The sequence below is a fragment of the Duganella sp. Dugasp56 genome, from assembly GCF_047304105.1.
In the GTDB taxonomy this organism is placed as follows: domain Bacteria; phylum Pseudomonadota; class Gammaproteobacteria; order Burkholderiales; family Burkholderiaceae_D; genus Rugamonas; species Rugamonas hordei.
Map to the genome: position 1 here is coordinate 54,651 of NZ_JBGLYQ010000005.1, position 13,338 is coordinate 67,988.

The following is a 13,338-nucleotide window of genomic DNA, read 5'->3' on the forward strand; positions in this document are numbered from 1 at the left end:
CATGGATGCGCTGATCTATACCGCCATGAGCGGGGCCGAACGGGCCCTGCGTGGCCAGCAGGTACACGCCAACAACCTGGCGAACATGGACACCGGCGGCTTCCGCGCCAATATGGAGCTGTCGGCGGCGCAAACCGTCAACGGCTACGGTTACGACGACCGCCATATGTCGCAGCTGCAGGCCAACTCGGTATCGACCCGCCAGGGCACGGTCAAGGCCACCGGGCGCGACCTCGACGTCGCCATTTCCGGCGACGGCTTCCTGGCCGTGCAGGGACCGACCGGCGAGGCCTACACCCGCGCCGGCGCGATGACCCTGGACCAGACCGGCACGCTGCGCATCGGCAGCAATGTGGTGCTGGGCGAAGGCGGCCCGATCACCCTGCCCGAGTACACCAAGATCGCCATCGGCACCGACGGCACGGTGTCGATCCAGAGTCCCGGCACCACCACCATGCAGACCATCGACAAGCTCAAGCTGGTCAAGGCCGAGGCGTCGGAGCTGACCAAGAACGAGGCCGGCCTGCTGGTGGCGCGCAGCGGCCAGCCGCTGGCCACCGACGCGACCGTGCTGGTCAAGCCCGGCCACCTGGAAGGCAGCAATGTGTCGGCGGTGGAGGAAATGGTCGCCACCATGAGTTTGAACCGCACGTTTGAAATCCAGATGAAATTGTTCAAGGCCAGCGATTCGATGGCCGAAACCGGAAATCGCCTGATCGGCGGCTAAGCCGGTCCACGTTACACCTCAAGGAGAGATACTATGAATCCAGCAATGTGGATCAGCAAAACCGGCGTGCAGGCGCAGGACGAAAAACTGCAAGCCATCGCCAACAACCTGGCCAACGCCAACACCGTCGGCTTCAAGCGCGACCGCGTGGTGTTCGAAGACCTGTTCTACTCGGTGGAACAGCAGCCGGGCACGCAGCGCGCCGACAACAACACGCTGGCGCCGTCCGGCGTACAGCTGGGTAACGGCGTGCACATGGTCGGCACGCAAAAAGTGTTCACCACCGGCAGCCTGCAAACGACCGGCAACTCGCTTGACGTCGCCATCATGGGCAACGGCTTCCTGTCGGTGCGCCAGCCCAACGGCGAAACCGCCTACACCCGCGCCGGCCAGCTGCAGGTCGACGCCAACGGCATCCTGGTCAACGCCCACGGCCTGCCGCTGATCCCGCAGATCACCGTGCCGACCAACGCCACCTCGCTGACCATCGGCGAAGATGGCACCGTCTCGGCCACCCTGGCCGGCAACACCACCGCCAGCCAGCTGGGCCAGCTGACGCTGACCAGCTTCATCAACCCGACCGGCCTGCTGGCCCTGGGCGAGAACCTGTTCGCCGAAACGCCGTCGAGCGGCACGCCGACCGAAGGCAAGCCGGGCGACGCCCAGTGGGGCAAGCTCAAGCAAGGCGCGCTGGAAGGTTCCAACGTCCAGGTGGTCGAGGAAATGGTCGACATGATCGCCGCCCAGCGCACCTACGAAATGAACACCAAGGTGCTGTCGGCCGCCGACAATATGCTGCAATACCTGTCGCAGGCCGCCCGCTGATGAAACCCGCACTGCCCGCCTCGGCCGTCCTGGCCTTGTTGCTGGCCGGCTGTGCCAGCCTCGCGCCGCCACCGGTGCGGCCCGGTCCGTCGGCCGAGCCGCCGGCCGTGTCGCGCAGCATCGGCGCCAAGGGTACTTCCGGCGGCGTCTTCAGCACCGACCTGGGCCTGTCGCTGACCTCGGACAGCCGCGCCTTCCGCGTCGGCGACGTGGTCACCGTGACCTTGCAGGAAACCACGCAGGCCAGCAAGAAGGCCGGCACCAGCTATTCCAAGAATTCGGCCGACACCATCAATGCCCCCAATATCCTGGGCAAGACCTTCCCCAAGGGTGGCATCGGCCTGGGCGCGTCCAATTCCTTCGCCGGCGACGCCACCAGCACCCAGCAGAACACGCTGACCGGCGCCATCACCGTCATCGTGCAGGAAGTGCTGCCGAACGGGCTGCTGCGCGTGTCCGGCGAAAAAACGCTGACCCTGAACCAGGGCGAGGAATTCGTCCGCCTGCGCGGCTTCCTGCGCCCGGCCGACATCGACGCCGACAACCAGGTGTCGTCGCTGCGCATCGCCAACGCCAGCATCGCCTACTCGGCGCAGGGCACCCTGGCCGACACGCAGTCGGCGGGCTGGCTGTCGCGCTTTTTCAATGGCCCGTGGAATCCGTTTTAAGCAGTCTTTGATTGGGTGAACTCATGAATTTCCGCAAGCTGTCCCGCGCCCTTGCCCTGCCACTCGCCCTCTGCCTCGGCTTCGCGGCCGTGCCGGCCCGGGCCGCGCAGGTGCTGCGCAACCTGGTCGCCGTCGAAGGCATGCGCGACAACCCGCTGGTCGGCTACGGCCTGGTGGTCGGCCTCAACGGCAGCGGCGACTCGACCCAGGTCAAGTTCGCCAGCCAGTCGGTGATCAATATGCTCAAGCAGTTCGGCGTCAAGGTGCCGGACGGCACCGACGCCAAGTCCAAGAACGTCGCCACCGTCATGGTGTCGGCGGTGTTCCCGCCCGGCTACCGCAAGGGCCAGAACATCGACGTCGTGGTGTCGTCGATGGGCGACGCCAAGAGCCTGCGCGGCGGCGCCCTGCTGCTGACCCCGCTGCGCGCGGCCGACAATGAAGTCTACGCGCTGGCCCAGGGCAACGTCGTCGTCGGCGGCTTCAGCGCTTCCGGCAAGAGCGGCTCCTCGGTCACCGTCAACACCCCGACCTCCGGCCGCATTCCGAGCGGCGCCGCGATCGAGCGCGAAATCGGCACCGATTTCTCGACCAAGCCGACGGTACGCCTGTCGCTGCGCCATCCGCATTTCCAGACCGCCATCAACATCGTCGACACCATCAACAAGCGCTTCGGCGACATCGCCAGCACCAGCGACGCCACCAGCATCGACGTGGTGGCCCCGGCCAACCCGACCCAGCGCGTGGCCTTCATGGCCAAGCTGGAGGCGCTGTCGATCGAGGTCGGCGACGATTCGCCGAAGGTGGTGTTCAATTCGCGCACCGGCACCGTGGTCATCGCCGACGGCCTGCGCGTGCGCGCCGCCGCCGTCACCCACGGCTCGCTGAAGGTGGTGATCTCCGAATCGACCAAGGTCAGCCAGCCGAACGCCTTCGCCCAGGGCAACACCGTGGCCACGCCGCAATCGCAGGTCAGCGTCGACCAGGGCTCGGGCCAGATGTTCAAGTGGCCGGCCGGCGCCAAGCTGCAATCGATCATCGACGTCATCAACAGCCTCGGCGCCTCGCCGGACGACATCATGGCGATCCTGCAGGCGCTCGACCAGGCCGGCGCCATCGAAGGCGAACTGGTCGTCATTTAAGGAATCCCTATGAGCCTGGTACCTTCCCAATTCGATGCCAGCACCATGCGCGTAGGCGTGGCCGACCAGCTGAACGAAACCCACGTCGCGCCGGTGGCCGCCGCTGGCAGCGACGACAGCGTCGACCCGGCCTACCGCGCCAAGGCCACCCAGGCGGCGATCAAGTTCGAGAGCTTCTTCATCGGCCACATGCTGCACCAGATGCGCTCCGGCACCCGCGAGCTGGCCGCCGAGGACAGCGTGTTCAAGGACAAGATCAACGAGGATATGCTGGACATGGCCGACAACCTGGTGGCCGACCAGCTGGCCGGCCAGCGCGCCTTCGGCGTGGCCGACGCCATCCTGCGCCAGCTGTTGCCGCCGGCCAGCACGCCGCAGCCGCTGAACACCGCGCTGCCGGGCCGCGACAGCGCGGCGAATGTTGCTGAATCGCAAAAAATTGGCGCCACGCTTAATCCTGCGCGGTAAGCGGTCGCCCTTTACGAGTAATGGAGCAGTGGAGGCGGTGGAAGTCACTTGATCACTGCAAGCTACTGCTCCTGCGGCCTTCACCAGGAAAGACCCTTGCAATATGAGCATCTCTTACAACGCACTGTCCGGCGCCCTGGCCGCCCAGGCTGCCCTGAACACGGTCAGCCAGAACATCGCCAACTCGCAGACCAAAGGCTACACCCGTCAGGGCGTGCTGCTGCAGACCAACGCCGGCGATGGCTCCGCCATGAGCCCCGGCAATGGCGTGGCGGTCGGCTCGCTGCTGCGTTTCAGCGATTCTTACAAGACCCAGCAACTGTGGCGCGCCAATTCCGACCTGGGATCGCGCACTCAGGTGCAGCCCTACCTGACCCAGATGGAAAAAGTCATGAGCGATGACAAATCCAGCCTGAGTTATGGTATCGACAATTTCTTCAAGGCGCTCAACGCCGCCGGCGTCGACCCGACCTCGACCCCGCTGCGCCAGCAGGTGATCACCGCCGCCGACTCGATGTCGCAGCAGTTCAACAGCATTTACAACGTCACCGCCAACCAGCTGATTTCGGTCCAGCAGCAGCGCTCGGCCATCCTGCCCGGCCTGAACGAATCGATCGCCGGCATCGCCGCGCTCAACCAGCAGATCATCGCCACCGGCGCCAACGGCACCAACACCTCGGCGCTGATCGACAAGCGCGAGCAACTGATCGACAGCGTCGCCTCGCAGGTGGCGGTGGAAGTGATCAACAATCCGGACGGCACCGCCAGCGTCTCGCTGAAGAGCGGCCAGCCGCTGGTGGTCAGCAACCTGTCGGCGACGATGGCGTTCGACACCAGCACCGGCACCCAGCAACTGACGCTGAAGTTCGCCAACACCACCTTCCGCCTGGACGACACCAAGGTCGGCGGCCAACTGGGCGGCCTGGCCGACTACCAGGAAAATACGCTGAAACCGCTGCAGAAGTCGATCTCCGAGATCGCCGAGCAGATGTCGAACAAGGTCAATACCCAGCTGGCGGCTGGCTTCAACAACGCCGGCACCGCCGGCGGTCCGCTGCTGACGTTCAATCCGACCAGCGCCACCGGCCTGCTGCAGGTGGCCACCGGCTACACCACCGCCGACCTGGCGTTCTCCAGCGACGGCACGCCCGGCGACAGCGGCAACCTGCAAAAACTGGTCGACATCAAGGGCCAGCCGATCACGCTGACCACGCTGGGCAGCGTGCTGCTGGGTGACGCCGACACCCAGATCGTCGGCAAGCTGGGCATCGACAGCCAGCAGAACCAGGCGCTGTTGAACACCGCCACCACCATCCGCCAGCAATCGGAAGACGACTGGAAATCGACCAGCGCCGTCAACACCGACGAGGAGGCGATCAACCTGGTGGAATTCCAGAATATGTACCAGGCCAACATGAAGGTGATCGCCGTCGCCAACACCTTGTTTGACGCCACCTTGCAAATGTTCGGTTAAGGAGAGCCTGTATGCGCATCGCCACCAGTCAGTTCCAGGCCACCATGAACCGCGGCCTGCAGGATAACCAGAGCCATCTGGCCCAGATCACCGCCCAAATGGCGTCCGGCAACAAGATCCAGCTGCCGTCGGACGACCCGGTCACCAACGTGCGCCTGTCGCGCCTGACGCGCGAGGAAGCCATCGTCGGCCAGTACCGCGACAATATCGCGGCGGTCAAGATCCGCCTGGACAAGAACGAGACCTTCCTCTCCAGTATCACCAACGACATCACCGAAAGCCACGACCAGCTGGTCTGGGCCTCGGACGGCGGCAACTCCGACGCCGACCTCGGCTCCATGGTCAACACCATGTCCTCGCTGCGCGACAGTATTTTCTACAGCGCCAATGAAAAGGACCAGGAAGGCCGCTATGTGTTTTCCGGCACGCTGACCAACACGCCCTCCATCACCTACGACGCGACGCAGCCGGTCGGTTCGCGCTACACTTTCACCGGCAACACCAACCAGCAAAAAGTGGTGGTCGGCAACGGCATCTCGCAGACGGCCAACGTCAACCTGTCCGGCCTGGAAGCGCTGCTGAACCAGATGGACACCACCGTCGCCGAACTGAGCGCGCCCGGCGTGTCGCCCAGCACGCCGTCGCTGCAAGCCGCGTTGAAGGCCAATATGGACGGCGCCGAGGCGGCGCTGGACCAGGTGTCGGGCAAGATCGCCGACTTGGGCGGCGCGCAAAACATCATGAGCACGCTCGACGGCAACCACGCCAACGTCAGCCTGTCGAACCAGAACGCGCTGCTGGACCTGGGGCAACTCGACTACGGCGACGCCGCGACCCAGCTGAACGGTTACAATCTGGCCCTGCAATCGTCGTACAAGGCGTATTCCAAGATCAGCAACCTGTCGCTGTTCAATATTCTGTAAATAAAGACTGAACTGTCATGCAAATCTCGCCCAATTCCACTCCCACTGTCATTGTTCCTGGCAGCGCCAGCAATGCCAGCGCGGTGGACGGCACCGCGCTGGGGCTGAATGGCGAGAACGCGGCCACGGCCTTGCCGGTCACGCCGACGCCGACCTCGGCGGCGCCGCTGCGGCGCGGGCTGAACAATTGGGACCAGCCGCTGCAGGGCGACATTTCCGGCGCCCAGCAGGCGCTGGACTTCCTCGAACAAAGCGCGGCCCAGCTGCGCAACCTGAAGGCCGACCTCAGCGCCCGCCTGGCCAACCGCCAGCGCAGCGACGGCACGCTGGACGCGCGCGTGCGCCAGTTCAGCAACACCTGGCGCAACCGCAGCCAGGCGTCCGGCGGCACGCTCGATGCCCGCCTCAAATTCAGCAACAAGAGCACCACCACCCGCTTCACCGTGCGCGGCATGTCGCTGGCCAACCTGCGCAACGGCGGCCGCGAAGTGCTGGCGATCTCCATCGGCGGCGGCCAGAACCTGCGTTCGGTGGTGCTGGAGCCGGGCCTGAGCGACCAGGAAATCGCCCAGCGCTTCGACGACGCGCTGGCGCCGACCGGCGTGCGCGCCGACCTCAACGACGACGGCCAGCTGGAATTCAGCACGCCGGAATCGTCCTGGGGCAATGTGCGCGACACCATCGCCGTGCAGGGCGGCGGCACCCGCTTCCCCACCGGCCAGATGAACCGCGTCAAGGCCGAGGCCGAAGCGCCGGCGGTCGATCCGGACAGCTGGCAGACCTCGGACGCCGATTCCATCCGCACCACGCTGCAGCAGGTGGTGCAGGCGCTGGCCCAGGTGGAGCAGGCGATCGCGTCGGTGCACACGGCGCTCAACCAGGTCAGCGAACGGGTGCAGAGCGCGGCGCCGAACGACAGCACCGCCGGCATGGACCAAGTGGCGCAGAATTTCGTCTCGACCGCCAAACAGCCCGGCTACCAGTCGCTGCTGTCGATCACGTCGGCGCTGGCGGGCATCAGCCGCGAGCGCGTGATTTCACTGCTGAGCTTGCGCTAAGCCGGCATCACCTCAAGACATCACCTCAGGCCGGGCTTGGGCGGATTGGCCAGCGCCTGCCGCGCCAGCTCGCCGAACTGCGCCGCCGGCAACGCTCCCGAATACAGATAGCCCTGCGCATAATCGCAGCCGGCCAGCGCCAGCAAGGCGCTCTGCGCCGACGTCTCGACGCCCTCCGCCACCACCTTCAGCCCCAGCTTGTGCGCCATCACGATCAGCGCCTCGCACATCGCCAGGTCGCCGCTGTCGCTGGCCACATGCGCGATGAAGCTCTGGTCCAGCTTGAGCAGGTCGATGCCGACCCGCTTCAGGTGCGACAGCGAGGCGTAGCCGGTGCCGAAATTATCCAGCGCCACCTGCAAGCCCATCTCGCGCAGCGCCGCCAGGCGTTCCGCCACTTGCGGCGTGCTGTCCATCAGCACGCCTTCGGCGATCTCGATGACGATGCTGCGCGGCGCCAGTCCCAGCCCGGTCGCGTAGGCCAGCCAGGCCGCATACAGCGCGGCGTCGCCGCGGAACTGCGCCGGCGACTGGTTGATGCTGATCTGGAAGCCGGCGCCCAGCTCGTCCTGCCAGCGGCGCGCCTGTTGCGCGGCCTGGCGGAATACCCAGTCGCCGATCTCCATCATCATCCCGCTCGATTCGGCGGCCGGCAGGAACTCGGCCGGCGCCAGCAGGCCGCGCTGCGGATGGCGCCAGCGCAGCAGCGCCTCGGCGCGCTCGACGCGGCCGTCCAGCAGGTTGAGGATGGGCTGGTAATGCAGCTCGAACTGCTGCGAGGACAGCGCCGAGCGCAAGTCCAGCGCCAGTTGCTGGCGCGCGTGGGCCGCCAGCTGCAAATCCTCGGTGAAGTAGCTGTAGCGGTTGCGGCCGGCCTGCTTGGCCGCGTACATGGCCTGGTCGGCCTGGCGCAGCAACTCTTCCGGTGCATCCGCGTCGTCCGGGAACAGCGCGATGCCGATGCTGGCCGAGATCGACGGACTGGCCGCGCCCAGCTTGAACGGCCGGTTCAGCAGCGCCAGCATGGCCTCGGCGATGCGGTCGATGCCGGCCATGCGGTCGAGGCCGGGCAGGATCACCGTGAACTCGTCGCCGCCCAGCCGCGCCACCGTGTCCGAGGTGCGCACGCTGGCGCCGATGCGCCGCGCCGCCTCCACCAGCAGCACGTCGCCCTGGTCGTGGCCCAGCGTGTCGTTGACCTGCTTGAAGCCGTCCAGGTCGACAAACAGCAGCGCCAGCTGCAGCCCGTCGCGGCGCGCCTTCTTGACCTCCTGCGCCAGCCGGTCGAGAAACATGTGGCGGTTGGGCAGCGTCGTCAGCGTATCGAAATTGGCCCGTTGCCAGACCAGCTCGCTCGAGGCGCGGTCCGCCGTGATATCGGTCACCAGCGCCAGCGCGCCCAGATAGGTGCCGTCGGCGTCGAAGATGGGATTGGTGGCCAGCGTGGCCCACAGCTCGCTGCCGTCCTTGCGCAGGAACTTGAATTCGTGGCGTTCGGAAACGCCGAGCTGGCGCCGCGCGATGTTGCGCTCGAGCAGGGCCCGGCCCTCGTCGTCCATGAAGGCCACCAGCGGCTGCTCCAGCATATCCTCGATGGCGTAGCCCAGCATCTGCGCCATCTTCGGGTTGACAAAGCTGGTGCGGGCGGCGCCGTCGATTTCCCAGATGCCCTCCTCGGCGCTGTGGACGATGCGGCGGAAGCGCTCCTCGCTGCGCTCCAGCGCGGCCAGCTTGCCTTCGGCCAGCTCCAGCACCACGCGGATCGCCTGGCCGCTGCTGTCGGCGCTGGCGCGCAGCGTGACCGGAAAGCCCTGCTGGTTGCGCGCGCGCACCATTTGCAGGTCGCAATGTTCGGGCAGTTTGCTGTTGAGCGCGCGCCGCAGGAACTCGTCGAAATCCTGGTGGAAACGCGTGGCGATGAACTCGCGGAACGGCACGCGGTCAGGATTGCTGCGCGGCAGGCCCAGCACATCGGCGCCGACCACGTTCATCTGCAGGATGGTGGTGTCGAAGCCGAGCACGAAATAGCCGACCGGCGCCAGCAGGTAGATATCGTTGAAGCACTCTTGCTCGACGGCGGGATCGGCCGCAGCCGACTCCGCATAGGCGGCCACCGCGGCGGCTTCGCCCATGATAGCCATGTCGTTGAGCATGCCGAGCCGGGCCTCGGAAACCGGCTGCCGCCGACCGTGCGATTCGCTCGTGGATAGTGGTGTCAGCTTCTCCATGGCGCCCCTTTGCGTAGGGGTCCAGACTAGCATCTAAGCGCTACGCTGTCGAGCAAAGCAGCGCCAGGATCGGCTGCGTCAGCGGTGCGCGCGGTTCAGGCGTTGTTCCGCGCGCCGTTGCAGCGCTTCAAACAGCAGGCTGAGCACCCAGTAGATCAGCGCGGCGGCCACGTACAGCGGCAACGGCCGGAACGTGGTGGCGATCACTTCCTTGGTCGACAGCATCAGTTCCGTCATCGTGATGACCGACACCAGCGAGGTGTCCTTGATCAGGCTGATCAGGGTGTTGCTCATGGCCGGCACCGCGATGCGCAGCGCCTGCGGCAGCACGACGAAATACAGCGTCGACCAGTAGCCCAGGCCCAGGCTGTAGCTGGCGGCCCACTGCCCCTTGCTGACCGCGCCGATGGCGCCGCGCAGGCTTTCCGACAAGAACGCGCCGGCATTCAGGCTCAGCGCCAGGATGCCCGCCGTCACCGGCGTGAATTCGACGCCGACGCTGGGCAGGCCGTAATAGATGACGAACATCTGCACCAGCAGCGGCGTGCCGCGCATCAGGCTGACATACACGCTGGCCGGCCAGCGCAGCAAGCGGTACGGCAGGATGCGCATCACCGCCACCGGGAAGCCGATCAGCAGCCCGCCCAGCATCGAGGCCAGCGCGAAGATCACCGTATAGCCGGCGCCGCGCAGCATGACCGGCGCCGCTTCGCGCAGCAACTCCATCAAGTCCCGCACATCCATGCTTACGGCGCCTTGCTGACGTCGATGCCGAACCACTTCAGCGAGACCGCCTTCAGGCTGCCGTCGGCGGAAATGTCGGCCAGCGCCTTGTTCAGCGCCTCCTTGAATTGCGGATTGCCCTTCTGGAACGGAATGCCCATGCGCTCGACCGCGCCCACCTGCGCGCCGGCCTTGATCGGCAGCTTGGAGATCTTCAGCAGATAGGCCGACATCAGGCTGTCGTTGAGCGCCGCGTCCAGGCGGCCGCTGGCCAGGTCGGACATGGTGTCCGGCGCCGCCGCATAGCTGCGCACATCGATGCCCGGCACCGCCTTGGCTTGCTGTTCATACACGCTGCCCTGCCCCACGCCCAGCTTCTTGCCTTTCAGGTCGGCCAGCGCCTTGTAGGCGGCCTTCTCGTCCTTGCGCACGATCAGCTGCGGCATCGAATAAATGTACGGCACCGAGAAGTCGAACGCCTGCTCGCGCTTGGGATTGATGCCGACCTGCGAAATGATCACGTCGTATTTATTGGCCGACAGCCCGGCCAGGATGCTGGCCCACTCGCTGCTGACGAACTCCACTTTCAGGCCCAGCTTCGCGCCCAGCAGGCGCGCCACGTCGACGTCGTAGCCGGCCAGTTCGCCGGTTTTCTGGTCCTTGTAATTGAACGGCGGATAAGTGCCCTCCATCGCCACCTTGAGCGTGCCGCGCGCCTTGACGGTGGCCAGCAGGTCGGCGGCGGAAGCAGGCAGCGCCGCAAGGGACAAGGCCAAGGTCAGCAGGGCACCCTGCGCCAGCTTGAAAGTGAAATCGCGTTTTTGCATGGAATTCCTTTATTGTCAGGCGCTACCAGGCGCCCATGCGTCGACGCAGGCCGAAATCATGGCCCGCGACCAGGATGGAACTGGCGATCAGGCCGCTCAGTCCTATCATCAACTGTATCAGTTTATCGTCCGGCAGCACCCACAGCCTGCCCGCCGGCGCCTCGTCCACGCGCGCGGCCGCCATGATCAGGGGCGCCACCCATTCCGCCTCCGGCGTAACATCCAATATCAGGGCGCCGTCCTGCGTGGTCTGCATGTAGATCTCGCCGCCTTCGGCCAAGGTGAAGCAGACCCCGTAGCCGGTCTCGTTCTTGCCGATGTGCTCCTGCAGGCTGAGGTTGTGCTCGGCTATCCACAGCTCCACGTCGGCCGGCGTTTCCAGCCCGCTCCACGGCACCGGCCGGAAACGGGGCGGATCGCGCAGTTGCTCACGCAGTTGCTCATTGTCGTCTTGCATACCATTCCTGTTCGCTTGCCAAGCCGCCAGTTTACTCGATGGGAGGAAAGTCATGAAATATAAGTACCCGTACGGCCCCGGACGCCGCGAATACGTCTCGGAATTCACCCGCTTCATGGACGGCTATCTGCACCAGCATCCCGAAGTCCAGCAAGACCAGACCCTGGGCTGGCGCATCTGGTGGGAGCGGCCGGTCGATCCGAAAAGCATAGACCGCGAGGCCCAGGCCAACTTGAAGCCGACCGTCTACCACTCGTATTTCTACGAGTAGGGTTCAGCCCTTCCAAGTGCGCTTGAGGCCGGTATCCGCATGGATCCAGCCGCCGCGCGGGCCGGCGCGGTAGTAGAAGCCGACCCCGCCCTGGCGGAAACTCTTGACCAGGCCGCCCAGCACCTCGGCGTTCAGGTTGGCCAGGCGGATATCGGCCGCGCGCCCTTCGATGTGCAACGACTGGCGCGCCGCCGGCACGCCCGCTTCGCGCAGCTTCTGGTTGGAGGCCGCCGTGCGGTAGCCCGACAGGATCTCCAAAGGCGTGTCGATGCCGTAGCGCGCCACAAAAGCCTGCGTACCCCACAGCGTTTCAAACAGCTTGGGATCGATGCGCGCGGTTTCCTTGCCGTTGACGTCGCGCAGCAAGTGGCACAAGTCCTGGTAGGCCGATTCGATGATCTCGCCGTCCCGCCAGTACAGCAGCTTGGCGCGCTCGCCGCTGGCCGGGCGGATCACGTCGATGGTGCGCGGCTTGAGCCAGAACTCCAGGTCCAGCGCCTGGGCGTCGAAAATATCCGGCGGCGGTTCCATCTCGCCGCTGCCGCTGGGCGCCGACTGCGCCGACGCGCGGCCCATGCCGGCGGCCGGCCTGGCCTGCGCCACAGCGGGCGGCGGCGCCGCTACCGGTGCATGTCCGGCCGGCTTGGCGGCGCTGGTCGCCGCATGCCGCACGCTGCTGCCGGACGCGCATCCTATCAGCGGCACCGCCAGGAAACTTGCCGCCGTCACACCCAAACCCTGCTGTAAAAACTCTCTGCGCGATGCCATAGACTACCCGTGAAAAACGATATGGATACTATAGCGTATGCAGAGGGAAAAAGAAAAACAGCAAAGCCCCGGTTTCGATCAGCGCAGGGCGAAAACCAGCAGTTTTTCCGGCACCACCTCGCCGCTGGCCAGCGTTCGCGGCGGCACCACCATGGTGACCCAGCCCGACGCCTCGTCCCCCTCGCGCACCAGCTCCACTTTCAGCTGCCGGTCCAGCGCGACGTAGGTATTGCTTCCGGTGGCGACGATCTTGTGCGGCTGGTCGTCATCCACATAGGCGTACATGCCGGTGCCGCGGCTGACGATCGACAGCGTCATGCCGTTGGAGAGCGTGTAGCCGCCCTTGATATCCTGGTAATTATCGGGCCACATCTTGCGGTAGTTCACAGGCAGTTCGATCCTCCCTTCGCTGGCCTTGATCGGCACCACCGTATCCTGCTCGGTTTGCTGCGCCTGTGTCGGCGGCAACCAGGCCATTACGCCCAGCACGACGGCTAAGTTCACAATTTTCATGATGCGCCTCCTTGGACTGGAGCTTCCATTTAAGCAGCCCCGCCACGAAGTACAAATGCAATCTCCCTATCGGCTGGCCCGCCGCATCCAAAATAAAAATGATGCAAATTTTGATGCGATGCAAAATAACCGTATCGGATTTGAAAACGTTTGCAAGTTATACGTTTAAACCATGACCATCATTCCAACAATAAATTTTCAATATATGCTGCGACGCAGTATATTTAATACGTACCAGCAATATTTTTGAACTTAACTTACTGGAG

Annotated in this window: 16 protein-coding genes; 10 read left to right on the forward strand and 6 right to left on the reverse strand. The window is 65.2% G+C overall.

The features are described 5' to 3' along the window. Window position 1: 1 nt before the first annotated feature. The 8 genes from ACCD07_RS04435 (at window position 2) to ACCD07_RS04470 (ending at window position 7,285) form a co-directional block, all read left to right on the forward strand. Complete coding sequence (locus tag ACCD07_RS04435) at window positions 2–727, forward strand: flagellar basal body rod protein FlgF (protein WP_176651329.1); 726 nt, start codon at window positions 2–4, stop codon at window positions 725–727. Window positions 728–760: 33 nt separating this feature from the next. Beyond that, window positions 761–1,552: a flagellar basal-body rod protein FlgG gene (gene flgG, locus ACCD07_RS04440; RefSeq protein WP_176651330.1), complete on the forward strand. Its 792-nt coding sequence runs from the start codon at window positions 761–763 to the stop codon at window positions 1,550–1,552. Continuing rightward, a complete protein-coding gene (flgH, locus tag ACCD07_RS04445) occupies window positions 1,552–2,220 on the forward strand; it encodes a flagellar basal body L-ring protein FlgH (RefSeq protein WP_413446618.1) in 669 nt (222 codons plus the stop codon). The genes flgG and flgH overlap by 1 nt, the downstream gene beginning before the upstream one ends. Window positions 2,221–2,243: 23 nt before the next feature. Further along, a complete protein-coding gene (locus tag ACCD07_RS04450; protein ID WP_176651332.1) occupies window positions 2,244–3,362 on the forward strand; it encodes a flagellar basal body P-ring protein FlgI in 1,119 nt (372 codons plus the stop codon). 9 nt (window positions 3,363–3,371) lie between these two features. Next, the gene (locus ACCD07_RS04455; RefSeq protein ID WP_176651333.1) at window positions 3,372–3,830 is read left to right on the forward strand and encodes a rod-binding protein; all 459 of its coding nucleotides are present in this window, start codon (window positions 3,372–3,374) and stop codon (window positions 3,828–3,830) included. 103 nt (window positions 3,831–3,933) lie between these two features. After that, entirely contained in the window at window positions 3,934–5,304 is a 1,371-nt protein-coding gene (gene flgK, locus ACCD07_RS04460) for a flagellar hook-associated protein FlgK (protein ID WP_413446619.1), read from the forward strand. Window positions 5,305–5,315: 11 nt separating this feature from the next. After that, window positions 5,316–6,227 (forward strand): flagellar hook-associated protein FlgL, encoded by a 912-nt coding sequence (gene flgL / locus ACCD07_RS04465; protein WP_176651335.1) that lies wholly within the window; start codon window positions 5,316–5,318, stop codon window positions 6,225–6,227. Between the two features lie 17 nt (window positions 6,228–6,244). Further along, window positions 6,245–7,285: a hypothetical protein gene (locus ACCD07_RS04470; RefSeq protein WP_413446620.1), complete on the forward strand. Its 1,041-nt coding sequence runs from the start codon at window positions 6,245–6,247 to the stop codon at window positions 7,283–7,285. Between the two features lie 20 nt (window positions 7,286–7,305). Here the strand turns inward: ACCD07_RS04470 and ACCD07_RS04475 are convergent, their stop codons facing one another. The 4 genes from ACCD07_RS04475 to ACCD07_RS04490 all read right to left on the reverse strand — a co-directional run bounded on the left by ACCD07_RS04475 (window position 7,306) and on the right by ACCD07_RS04490 (window position 11,520). Further along, the gene (locus ACCD07_RS04475; protein WP_176651337.1) at window positions 7,306–9,513 is read right to left on the reverse strand and encodes a putative bifunctional diguanylate cyclase/phosphodiesterase; all 2,208 of its coding nucleotides are present in this window, start codon (window positions 9,511–9,513) and stop codon (window positions 7,306–7,308) included. Window positions 9,514–9,591: 78 nt separating this feature from the next. Next, entirely contained in the window at window positions 9,592–10,257 is a 666-nt protein-coding gene (locus tag ACCD07_RS04480) for an amino acid ABC transporter permease (protein ID WP_176651338.1), read from the reverse strand. 2 nt (window positions 10,258–10,259) lie between these two features. After that, window positions 10,260–11,063, reverse strand: coding sequence for a transporter substrate-binding domain-containing protein (locus ACCD07_RS04485; protein WP_413446621.1), 804 nt, complete (start codon window positions 11,061–11,063; stop codon window positions 10,260–10,262). A 22-nt stretch (window positions 11,064–11,085) separates the two neighbouring features. Beyond that, window positions 11,086–11,520, reverse strand: a complete 435-nt coding sequence (locus tag ACCD07_RS04490) for a hypothetical protein (RefSeq protein WP_176651340.1) — start codon at window positions 11,518–11,520, stop codon at window positions 11,086–11,088. 52 nt (window positions 11,521–11,572) lie between these two features. On the opposite strand from ACCD07_RS04490, the gene ACCD07_RS04495 reads away from it, so the two are divergent. Continuing rightward, window positions 11,573–11,791, forward strand: coding sequence for a DUF3460 family protein (locus ACCD07_RS04495; protein WP_176651341.1), 219 nt, complete (start codon window positions 11,573–11,575; stop codon window positions 11,789–11,791). 3 nt (window positions 11,792–11,794) lie between these two features. On the opposite strand, the gene ACCD07_RS04500 is transcribed toward ACCD07_RS04495, so the two are convergent. Both ACCD07_RS04500 and ACCD07_RS04505 read right to left on the reverse strand, forming a co-directional pair. Further along, on the reverse strand, window positions 11,795–12,520 hold the full coding sequence (locus ACCD07_RS04500) for a YcbK family protein (RefSeq protein WP_413446622.1): 726 nt from the start codon (window positions 12,518–12,520) through the stop codon (window positions 11,795–11,797). 117 nt (window positions 12,521–12,637) lie between these two features. Beyond that, entirely contained in the window at window positions 12,638–13,072 is a 435-nt protein-coding gene (locus tag ACCD07_RS04505; RefSeq protein WP_413446623.1) for a hypothetical protein, read from the reverse strand. Between ACCD07_RS04505 and ACCD07_RS04510 the strand changes: the two genes are divergently transcribed. Beyond that, window positions 13,071–13,241: a hypothetical protein gene (locus ACCD07_RS04510; RefSeq protein ID WP_413446624.1), complete on the forward strand. Its 171-nt coding sequence runs from the start codon at window positions 13,071–13,073 to the stop codon at window positions 13,239–13,241. The two genes, ACCD07_RS04505 and ACCD07_RS04510, sit on opposite strands and share 2 nt — an antisense overlap. Window positions 13,242–13,338: the final 97 nt, after the last annotated feature.

What these genes read in the sequence shown, in the direction of transcription:
- ACCD07_RS04435 (WP_176651329.1), top strand. Translation starts at nt 2, where the DNA reads ATGGATGCGCTGATCTATACCGCCATGAGCGGGGCCGAACGGGCCCTG.
- flgG (WP_176651330.1), top strand. Translation starts at nt 761, where the DNA reads ATGAATCCAGCAATGTGGATCAGCAAAACCGGCGTGCAGGCGCAGGAC.
- flgH (WP_413446618.1), top strand. Translation starts at nt 1,552, where the DNA reads ATGAAACCCGCACTGCCCGCCTCGGCCGTCCTGGCCTTGTTGCTGGCC.
- ACCD07_RS04450 (WP_176651332.1), top strand. Translation starts at nt 2,244, where the DNA reads ATGAATTTCCGCAAGCTGTCCCGCGCCCTTGCCCTGCCACTCGCCCTC.
- ACCD07_RS04455 (WP_176651333.1), top strand. Translation starts at nt 3,372, where the DNA reads ATGAGCCTGGTACCTTCCCAATTCGATGCCAGCACCATGCGCGTAGGC.
- flgK (WP_413446619.1), top strand. Translation starts at nt 3,934, where the DNA reads ATGAGCATCTCTTACAACGCACTGTCCGGCGCCCTGGCCGCCCAGGCT.
- flgL (WP_176651335.1), top strand. Translation starts at nt 5,316, where the DNA reads ATGCGCATCGCCACCAGTCAGTTCCAGGCCACCATGAACCGCGGCCTG.
- ACCD07_RS04470 (WP_413446620.1), top strand. Translation starts at nt 6,245, where the DNA reads ATGCAAATCTCGCCCAATTCCACTCCCACTGTCATTGTTCCTGGCAGC.
- ACCD07_RS04475 (WP_176651337.1), bottom strand. Translation starts at nt 9,513, where the DNA reads ATGGAGAAGCTGACACCACTATCCACGAGCGAATCGCACGGTCGGCGG.
- ACCD07_RS04480 (WP_176651338.1), bottom strand. Translation starts at nt 10,257, where the DNA reads ATGGATGTGCGGGACTTGATGGAGTTGCTGCGCGAAGCGGCGCCGGTC.
- ACCD07_RS04485 (WP_413446621.1), bottom strand. Translation starts at nt 11,063, where the DNA reads ATGCAAAAACGCGATTTCACTTTCAAGCTGGCGCAGGGTGCCCTGCTG.
- ACCD07_RS04490 (WP_176651340.1), bottom strand. Translation starts at nt 11,520, where the DNA reads ATGCAAGACGACAATGAGCAACTGCGTGAGCAACTGCGCGATCCGCCC.
- ACCD07_RS04495 (WP_176651341.1), top strand. Translation starts at nt 11,573, where the DNA reads ATGAAATATAAGTACCCGTACGGCCCCGGACGCCGCGAATACGTCTCG.
- ACCD07_RS04510 (WP_413446624.1), top strand. Translation starts at nt 13,071, where the DNA reads ATGATGCGCCTCCTTGGACTGGAGCTTCCATTTAAGCAGCCCCGCCAC.
- ACCD07_RS04505 (WP_413446623.1), bottom strand. Translation starts at nt 13,072, where the DNA reads ATGAAAATTGTGAACTTAGCCGTCGTGCTGGGCGTAATGGCCTGGTTG.